Annotated in this window: 7 protein-coding genes; 5 read left to right on the top strand and 2 right to left on the bottom strand. The window is 53.8% G+C overall.

The genetic code is table 11. The features are described from left to right. Positions 1-12: 12 nt before the first annotated feature. A complete protein-coding gene (locus BP822_RS01920; RefSeq protein ID WP_013718338.1) occupies positions 13-432 on the top strand; it encodes a pyridoxamine 5'-phosphate oxidase family protein in 420 nt (139 codons plus the stop codon). Between the two features lie 63 nt (positions 433-495). Beyond that, on the top strand, positions 496-2,517 hold the full coding sequence (locus tag BP822_RS01915) for a type B DNA-directed DNA polymerase (protein WP_273466717.1): 2,022 nt from the start codon (positions 496-498) through the stop codon (positions 2,515-2,517). A gap of 16 nt (positions 2,518-2,533) precedes the next feature. Here the strand turns inward: BP822_RS01915 and BP822_RS01910 are convergent, their stop codons facing one another. Both BP822_RS01910 and BP822_RS01905 read right to left on the bottom strand, forming a co-directional pair. Then, positions 2,534-2,950: a response regulator gene (locus BP822_RS01910; RefSeq protein ID WP_273466719.1), complete on the bottom strand. Its 417-nt coding sequence runs from the start codon at positions 2,948-2,950 to the stop codon at positions 2,534-2,536. An 84-nt stretch (positions 2,951-3,034) separates the two neighbouring features. Then, positions 3,035-3,472 (bottom strand): acylphosphatase, encoded by a 438-nt coding sequence (locus BP822_RS01905; RefSeq protein ID WP_013718341.1) that lies wholly within the window; start codon positions 3,470-3,472, stop codon positions 3,035-3,037. A 359-nt stretch (positions 3,473-3,831) separates the two neighbouring features. Between BP822_RS01905 and BP822_RS01900 the strand changes: the two genes are divergently transcribed. Genes BP822_RS01900 through BP822_RS01890 form a run of 3 tightly spaced genes read left to right on the top strand, consistent with a single transcriptional unit; the run spans position 3,832 to position 8,734 of the window. Then, positions 3,832-4,668 (top strand): exodeoxyribonuclease III, encoded by an 837-nt coding sequence (locus BP822_RS01900; protein WP_286877599.1) that lies wholly within the window; start codon positions 3,832-3,834, stop codon positions 4,666-4,668. A gap of 15 nt (positions 4,669-4,683) precedes the next feature. Further along, the gene (locus BP822_RS01895) at positions 4,684-7,629 is read left to right on the top strand and encodes a DUF1616 domain-containing protein (RefSeq protein WP_286877597.1); all 2,946 of its coding nucleotides are present in this window, start codon (positions 4,684-4,686) and stop codon (positions 7,627-7,629) included. A gap of 25 nt (positions 7,630-7,654) precedes the next feature. Further along, positions 7,655-8,734: a glycosyltransferase family 4 protein gene (locus BP822_RS01890; protein ID WP_286877596.1), complete on the top strand. Its 1,080-nt coding sequence runs from the start codon at positions 7,655-7,657 to the stop codon at positions 8,732-8,734. Positions 8,735-8,903 lie beyond the last annotated feature (169 nt).

Below are 8,903 nucleotides of genomic sequence, written 5' to 3'. Positions count from 1 at the left end.
GAGGTTTTGAAAATGTCAGCAAAATTGATGGAGTACTTCAACCGGCAGCCGAGGCTTGGCATTCTTGGCACTGCGAGCAAGGATGGAATAGTGGATGTGGCAGTTATGGGCTCGCTTCAGATGATCGATGAGAAGACGATCACCGCGGCGTTTGCTCGGGGTCGCACATTTGCCAACCTGCAGGAGAACCCAAATGCGGTCTATATGATAATGAATCAGGGCTCGGAGATCCTTGATTGGAAAGGGATTCGGGTCTATCTGCGGATGAGAGAGTATGTCACGTCCGGGCCGCAGCTGGAGAGCTACAAGAGCCAGGTGGCCAAGGTCGTTGGCGAGCAGGCGGCGGAGATGGTCCATGTGATGGTCACATTCGATCTGACGGAGGTCCGGCCTCTGATAGACGCCGGCCAAGGCTGGGAGAAGTCCATCTGATCTATTCAGACACATTCGCCCCCCGCACTCCACACCCATATCTCCCTGCAGTGTAAGATCCAGATGATCCGAAAGATGCCGGGCAGGCCCGACCATCTTTCCGGGAGGAAGCGCTGGATGTGGATCTTCGACTCGTATTATAAGGGCACAGTGGAGCTATGGGGCAGAGAAAACGGCCCGATAAAGGTCAGCCTTCCTTTTCCCAATTCATTTTATATGCACCTGAGAGATCCTCCCGCCTACAGGGAGATGCTCGCCGCATTGGAAGGCCTCTACCGGGTGGAGGAGTGTGATTTCAAGACCATCTTCGGCCCTCTGGAGGGCTACAGGATCTTCGCCGGCCGCAAAGTGGCGGAGAAGATCGAGATCCAGACCCGCTACTCTGCCCAGCTTTACAATGTGGACATAAGGAATGATCAGTGCTACCTTGCCGAGCACGACCTCTTCCCCTGCGGGGAGAGTGAAGAATCCCGTTTCTCTCCGGATTTCGCAGTCCCCCTGACCCGTCTGGAGGTGGAGGTAAAGGCAGTGGGCGCAGGGGGCGCCTCCCTCCGGCCCGGGACGGAGATCTCCTCCATCCAGATCTGCAGGGATAGAACGAGAAGTCTGAACGGACCGGAGAGGACGGTCATTGCCGACCTGATGGAGCTGATCAGCTCCTACAACCCGGACCTGATCCTCTTTCCCTATGCCGACAGCTGGGTTCCGGCAATGGTCCGCAAGGCGGAAAGGTACGGGCTTGAGCCGGCCTTCAGCCGCAGCGGCTGGTTCAAATCGATGGCCTCCAAATCCTACTGGAGCTATGGCCGGGCCAACCACAAAGAGGGCGCACTCATTCCTGAGGGGCGGGTGCTCATAGACACCGCCAAAAGCTTCGTCTATCGGGAAGGTGGGCTGAAGGGAGTGCTGATGGCCTCCAGGCTCTCCGGCCTCTCTCCGAACCTCACCTCTCGCTTCACCCCCGGCACTCTGATCTCCAGCTATGAGGTCTTTGAGGCCCTGCGCCGGGGGATGGTCGTCCCCTTCCGGAAGAGCGATGTGGAGAGCGCAAGGAAGATCACCGATCTGAAGGCCTGTGACCGGGGTGGTATGATGTTTCAGCCCGATCCCGGGGTTTATGAACAGGTCCACCAGATCGATTTTACCTCACTATATCCGTCCATCATCGTGAAGTACAATCTCTCCCCGGAGAGCCTGGATCATCCGGAGGTGAAGGGCTTTCTCGCAACAGTGATCACTTCGTTGCTCAACCTTCGAATTGAGACCAAGAGGCGGAAGAAGACCAACCCCGAGTACAGAGGAATCGACTCGGTGCTGAAGTGGATGCTGGTGACCTGCTTTGGCTATACCGGATATCGAAATGCCAAGTTCGGCCAGATCCAGGTGCACGAGAGGATCACCGCCATCTCCCGGGAGCTGCTCATGGATATCAAGGAGCTGGCTGAGGATATGGATTTCGAGGTCCTGCACGGCATTGTGGACTGCCTCTGGGTCCGGGGCGGGCCTATTTCGATTTACAAGGAGGCGGTGGAGCAGATGACCGGCATTCTCACCGAGGTGGACAGCTTTGACTGGATAGCCTTCCTGCCCATGGCCGACGGCTCAGGGTCGTATACCCGCTACTTCGGCCGGCTGGATAAGGGCAGGATGAAGGTTCGGGGAGTGGCTGCTCGGAGAGGAGACACCCCACGCTATTTGCAAAGAATGCAGATGGATCTGTTCGAGCTTCTGGCAGGGGCAGCGAACAGGGAGGAGCTCCGTCTCTGCAAGCCCCGGGCAGAGGAGGTCCGCAGAAGGTACGAACGGGATCTCATGGATGCCAGGGTCGCGGTCCGGGAGCTGGCCGTACGTCGCCGGCTGAGCAGGACAAATTACAGCCGCCGCTGTGCTGAGGCCTCTGCTGTTCAGGCCCTCAAGATCGCCGGACGTCATCCTGCTCCCGGGATGGAGGTCGGATATGTGGTGGCGGATGCCGGACGCTGGGAGGTCGATTTGGAGGAGGAGGCATCGGAGTATGATGCAGAATACTACGGCAAGCTTCTGGAGAAGGCCTGGGAGGAGGTAGCCTTTGTCTTCAGACCGTAGACATATTGCCTGAACCTCAGATAGGCTGGAAAAGGAGGGGTCCGCTCTTGCTGCTGCTAAGGCTCATATTGCGATCGATGGCAGCGTCAAGCTCATTCATTCTGATCGGCTTGTTGATGAAGTCGTCCACCCCGGCGCTAAAGCATTGCTCGCGGCAGAACTCTGGATCGAAGGAGGTGATGGCTATTATCTTGGGGCCCTGTGGCCAGCGGCTGCGGATGAGTCTGGTGGCCTCTATGCCATCCATCTTTGGCATCTGGATATCCATGAGCACCAGATCGCAAGACTGATTTTCCAGGGCCCGCAAGACCTCCTGACCATTTGCCGCCAGGTCCGTCCGGTGGCCAAGTCTCTGCAGCATGAGTTGAGCTACCTTCTGGTTCACTGGATTATCCTCGGCGATGAGGATGTTCAGGGTGGATCTGATTGTCATTCTGCCGGGAAGATGACCCTGTTCCTATAAGAATTTCTTTTATAGAAATTTGATGTTCACTGTCGCGGGTCGTAGAAGCACCCTCTATGGCATCCCTAGTCTTGCTTTTATTGCCTGAATATCCCTCTCCATTCTGACGAGCCTATCTTCTCGCAGACTCTCTGCCGTCTCTGCAGTGTGGCCTTTTATCTCCTGTATTATCGGGATTGCTTTTACAATCTGTCCTGCGGTAAGAATTAAGGCAAAGTCAACCATTCGAGGAACAAACCCTTCGAAATCCTTGATAATTACATCCGATACTTCTGCGTCATCAGGACGCTTTGTCTGTGCAAAGGTACTGAAAGCATCGAGTGGACCCTTAGATCCTTCTATGATCACCCACACCTCTTGCTGGCCATTCTTGCCTAGCTGGTTTTGGGCAGCAAAACCATTTACTCCCATAAACATGGCCTGGTTCATCAGAAAGTACCTGTAGCCAACTCCATGCACCTTAGGGCCGATGATCTCAATTTTCCTTTTCATCCATCCCACTTCTCATCGTACAAAGATAATGATTACCCTATATATACATAGGCAAATAGCAGCAAATGGCCCCTATATCTCTCATGTTATCGATTTTCTTGATTATCATTCTTTCTCTCCTTTTCTCGTCTCAGCCAGATCCTTGATTATTTGGATGAACTCGTGTACCAAGGATTTGCTCATCTTCAGTTCCAAGGCGATATTTTCTGCAGGAGTCCCATCGCCATGAAGCTTTAGAAATTTTTATATCTTTTGATGCACTATCACATGATTCTTCGTGTGGACATATCTTCCTCACAATCGAAATACAATCGCAAGGAATTAATCGGATGGCAATAACTCTCATTTGAGGGGAAAGGATGCCATCCATGAGAATTCTGTCCTGGAATGTGAACGGCTTGAGAGCCATCTATAAGAAGGGCTTTGTGGACTGGCTTATGATAGATCGCCCAGATGTGCTCTGCCTCCAGGAGATCAAGGCGACAGAGGATCAGATTCCAAAAGAGCTCAATGGCCTTCCCGGATACATATCGTTTTTCAGTCCAGGCGCCAGAAAGGGGCGGGATGGAGTGGCCCTTTTCACTAAGATCAAAACCCTGAGCCTGGAGTACTCATTGGGCCTGCCTGGCTTTGATGATGAGCAGAGGGCGATTGTTGCCGACTATGGGGATTTTCTGCTATTCAATGTCTACTTCCCCAACGGCAAGGCCTCAAAGGAGAGGTTGAGCTATAAGATGAGGTTCTATGATCTGTTCCTCGATCTCATGGACCGGCTTGTGGCCGAGGGCAGAGATATTGTGATCTGCGGCGATGTTAACACCGCCCATAAGGAGATCGATCTCGCCCGGCCCAAGCCGAATGAGAAGATATCAGGATTCCTTCCGGAGGAGAGGGCCTGGATCGACCGATTGATAGAGCACGGCTTCCTGGACACCTTCCGCCTCTTTCATCCTGAAGGGGAAAAATACTCCTTCTGGGATATGAAAACCAGGGCTCGCGAGCGCAATGTGGGCTGGAGGATCGACTACTTCTTCGTCTCTTTAAGCATGCGGGATCGGGTGAAATCGGCTTTTATCCTCGATGATGTCTATGGCTCCGACCACTGCCCGGTGGGAATCGAGATCGAGTTANNNATGAAGAATTCAAGGAAAAAGGTTTTATTGCTTGTTGCCAAATGGACTTCCAGGCTTTATTAAAGGAGGGATAATGATTTGAGGACTGCCAGGCAGATTCCCTGGTACCTTATCGCATCCATTCTGATCTCTTTATCAGCGATTGCTCTGGCTAATCTTTTTGCTCCACCGCTGAAAGAGGCCGGCTCATATCTTGCTTTAGCTCTGGTGATACTGATACCCGGCTACCTCGCAGTCCTCTCCCTCTTTCCAGCCGCCGGCGACCTGGATTTGAATAGACGCCTTCTCCTCTCTCTGGGGGCCTCTCTGTTATTGGCAGGGCTCATCAGTCTGATTCTGTATCTTACCCCCAGGGGGCTCCAGGCGGCATCCCTGGCCACTATTCTCTCTTTTCTTGTGCTATTTCTTGCCGCCCTATCCTATCTCCGCTGGTCGGCTATACCTCGCAACAGGAGGTTTGTGATCGGAGCGAAGAGGAGCTATCGCAGTCGCAGGACATCTGGCCGCATCTCATCAGGCTTCGTCTCCTCCCGGGGCCCTCTTCTGATCGCCCTGGCCGCAGTCCTCGTTCTGGCTGGTCTGGCCCTGGCCTTTTATCATTATCAACCTGGCATGAATTTCTTATCCTCTCCCAAGGGCCATACCGATCTGGAAGTCACCTGGCCGAAGAGCGAGCTTGGCGATTCATCCGAAGGGCAATACACGACTCTTGCCGCTGGCCGCGACCTGGAAGCGCGGGCGAGGATCGACAACCATGAAGGCATTCCGGTCAATTACTCCCTCCGGCTGGTCTTTGACAATTCCACCATCTTCGTCAAAGGCCTGCGTCTGGCTGATAATGAGACCTGGGAGAGCATGCTGGGCTTTGTGCTTGAGGGACAGCCAGGACAGCAGAGGCTTGATCTCCTCCTATTCAAAGAAGGGGACAGCACTGCCCCCTGCAAATCTGAGCATCTTCTGGTCGATCTAGTTGATGATCAGTCCGAGGATCAGGAAGAAATGGAAAACAGCACAAACGAATCAATGGCGAGCTCTGACGGCTTGCCAGTCTCATTTGAAGAGAAGACAAAGGTCACAGTCCTGAGTGCCGGAGGCGGTGGCAGCTCTGTCGCCCAGGTTAGCGGATCTGCAGCCTCCAGCTCCTCTTCTGCCAAATCAAAGCCACAATCCGCTGCAACTGAAACGGAAAAAAAGAATGCCACGGAGACGACAGAATATCCGCCGCCAGCAAAGGCTGCTGTCGAGACCGGTGCAGTCACTGAGCCGACTGATGCGAGCAGCGGCGAGATAAAAGCCCAGCCCAAGGCCAGCAGCATAACCTCTGAGGAAAGCCCTTATCCCGAGGAGGCTGAATCCCTCTCCAGCTCAAATTCCACGAATCAGGCGGCATCTAAGATTTCAGTCCTCCCTGATAATGCATCTGGCCCTGAGAATGTGTCCTCATCCATCTTCCTATCTACAAATCTATCCACATCTTCCTCTGCTAATCTGTCCTCATCTGCAGCGTCAGATGAACAGATAAATCCCGTGCCAGAAGATGTCAACACGGCCAAGAATCCAGCAAGGTACGGCACCATCCCCGGTCAGCCCGCAGAAGGAGATTCCATTATCAACCATCCGCCGGTTCTGCAGAGCCTCCAATCGAGCATGCCCAGCCCTCAGACAAAGGGCACAGCGATCATCTGGAGAGCAGAGGCTATAGATCCGGACGGTGACAGGATCCTCTATCGCTTCCTCCTCAATGGTGAAGAGATGAAAAATTGGTCCAGATCCGGCAGCTGGAGCTTTCTCACGCATTATCTGCCCGCGGGCGAATATGTCATCACCGTCCAGGCTATGGATGGCCTTCATTCACCGTCGGACTCATTTGATAGCTCTTTGAATGCCACCATGGTCATCCTGGAACAAAACCAGCCACCCATTCTGAGGGAGCTGGAGTCTGACCGGAAGAGCCCCAGCCCACAGGGATCCCTGATCACCTGGACCGCCAGCGCAGCAGATCCAGACCTGGATGAGATATCATACCGCTTCCTCCTCGATGGCCAGGATATGACCGGCTGGATGCCATCGAATTCCTGGGTATGGAATAGCTCTGGAGTGATGGCAGGAGATCATAAGATCACCGTTCAGATAATGGACGGCTCTCATGCCAGCCAGAACTCCTTTGACTGCGAGATGAATCGGCCTTACGCCCTGAAGGAATCGACAATAGGCTCTCCGATCGAATCGTCTGCAGAATCCTCAACTCCTCTTCTTGTAAGCTCTCCTGAAGATCCATCAAAGCCAGCAGATGTTCCCGCGGGCGCATCCTCCACTGCATCCCTCAATCAGATCCCGATGTTCGCAGAGCTGAAGCCGGATGCAATCAGTCCACTCGAAACAGACGCTATCATAAATTGGACTGCCAGAGCTGCAGATCCTGATGGAGACGAGCTATCCTACAAGTTCCTCCTCGATGGCCAGGATATGACCGGCTGGTCCTCTTCCTCTTCCTGGACCTGGGACACATCTGATGCTCCCCCCGGCACGCATAGGATCACTGTCCTGGCCAGGGACGGCAAGCACGCTCCTACGGACTCTTTCGATGGCTCAATAGATGCTGAATTCACATTAATGGACAAAAATCTGCCTCCCGTCCTCTCAAGCCTTGTGCCGGATCTCTCCAGCCCTCGGGTTCTGGGGGAGACCATCGTCTGGAAGGCGGAGGCCATGGACCCGGACAACGATCCCATCCTTTACAAGTTCCAGCTTGGAGGAAAGGATATGATTAGATGGTCAGAGTCGAATAGCTGGAGCTGGTCGACCCGGGGCCTCTCCGCGGGCGACTACCAGATCACCGTCCTGGTCAGGGATGGCCGCCACGCATCCGAGTATTCATTCGATAACTCTCTGGCGAAAAGCTTCCGCCTCAAGACCTCCATAGATCAACAGATAGACCTGCTGATGAGCCAGAGGGGCTTTAATGCCTCAGGAGATACTGAATATAGCTCCTCTGACATCATGCTAAAGGTGGCTGATACATAGCTGAATTGCATTAGCTTTAAGTTCGTTGTACTCCCAATATCCGCTCCAATCCATGAAGATCATTCAGGTATCTCCCTATTTTCCCCCTCATCTGGGCGGGGTTGAGTATCATGTGAAGGAGCTGGCCGACGGCCTGGCGAAGAGGGGCCACCAGGTAACTGTGGCCTCGTCATGCGGAAGATGGAATAATGGGTTCGTCCGCATTCCCAGCATCGACCTTTTTTATGTTCCTATTCCCATCAAGCGGCCCAACCTTGAGGCGGACATATATCATAGCCATGTGCCCAGCCCCCTGTTTGCCTTCATGCTCCGGGATTCGTCTCCTCATGTGGTCACCTACCATAACGATGTGGTGATCCCGGGGAACCTGAATGGACACTATCTCCCTCGATCCATTGGGGCAGCGGTTGAGGGGGTGAACAGGGAGATCATCCGCCCCATCCTGGACCGGGCAAAGATCGTGATTTCAACCACAAAAAGCTATGCAGAAACCTCTCCCGTCTTGAAGGACTACATTCATAAGACGAAGATAGTGCCCAATGCAGTGGACGTATCCCTCTATCCCCGGAAGAGAGATAAGAAGGGCTATGTTCTCTATGCTGGCAGGCTGCTGCACTACAAAGGAATTGAGTCTCTAATCCAGGCCATGAGCGAGGTGCAGAAGAAGGCCGACCTAGAACTGGTCCTTGTAGGGGATGGCTACGACCGAAGCCGCCTGGAGGAGATGGCCAGAAGGCTTGATGTCAGGGCCAGGTTCACCGGCAGGCTGGATCGGTCCCGGTTCATCGATACCCTCTCTCATGCCGAGGTTCTGGTCCTCCCCACCCAAAACCGCCTGGAGGCATTTGGCATCGTCCTTCTCGAGGCCATGGCCTGCGAGACTCCCGTCCTGGCTTTCAAAACTCCTGGGGTGGCTGAGGTGGCAGGAGAGGGGGGAATGATCTATTCCAGCCCCGAGGAGCTGGGCGAGATGATACTCGAGCTGCATGAGAGCCCGAACCTGAGGATGAACCTCGGCCGGAAGGGCAGAATGGCGGTGGAAGAGAAGTACTCCTGGCCGCGAGCCCTGGATATGATGGAGTCGGTCTACAGAGAAGTGGCCTGAGAGCGGTGTCCTGAGAGAGATGGTGTCCTGGGAGAGATCTTCGAGTCAATAAGTATTTACAGAATAGATCTACCTTCCAATTGATGAATGAGAGATTGAAGGCCACATTGTTCGCAGCTCTGATGAGCCTGGCCTCCATTATCTTCATTCTCTATTATACCGATGCTGA

Origin of the sequence: Methanosaeta sp. UBA458 (assembly GCF_002496085.1) — an archaeon.
GTDB lineage: Archaea > Halobacteriota > Methanosarcinia > Methanotrichales > Methanotrichaceae > Methanothrix > Methanothrix soehngenii.
The sequence above is the reverse complement of the archived record's forward strand: the minus strand, read 5'-3'. Positions and strand labels throughout refer to the sequence as shown.

Coding starts and splice junctions, on each gene's coding strand:
- BP822_RS01920 (WP_013718338.1), top strand. CDS start 13: ATGTCAGCAAAATTGATGGAGTACTTCAACCGGCAGCCGAGGCTTGGC.
- BP822_RS01915 (WP_273466717.1), top strand. CDS start 496: ATGATCCGAAAGATGCCGGGCAGGCCCGACCATCTTTCCGGGAGGAAG.
- BP822_RS01905 (WP_013718341.1), bottom strand. CDS start 3,472: ATGAAAAGGAAAATTGAGATCATCGGCCCTAAGGTGCATGGAGTTGGC.
- BP822_RS01910 (WP_273466719.1), bottom strand. CDS start 2,950: ATGACAATCAGATCCACCCTGAACATCCTCATCGCCGAGGATAATCCA.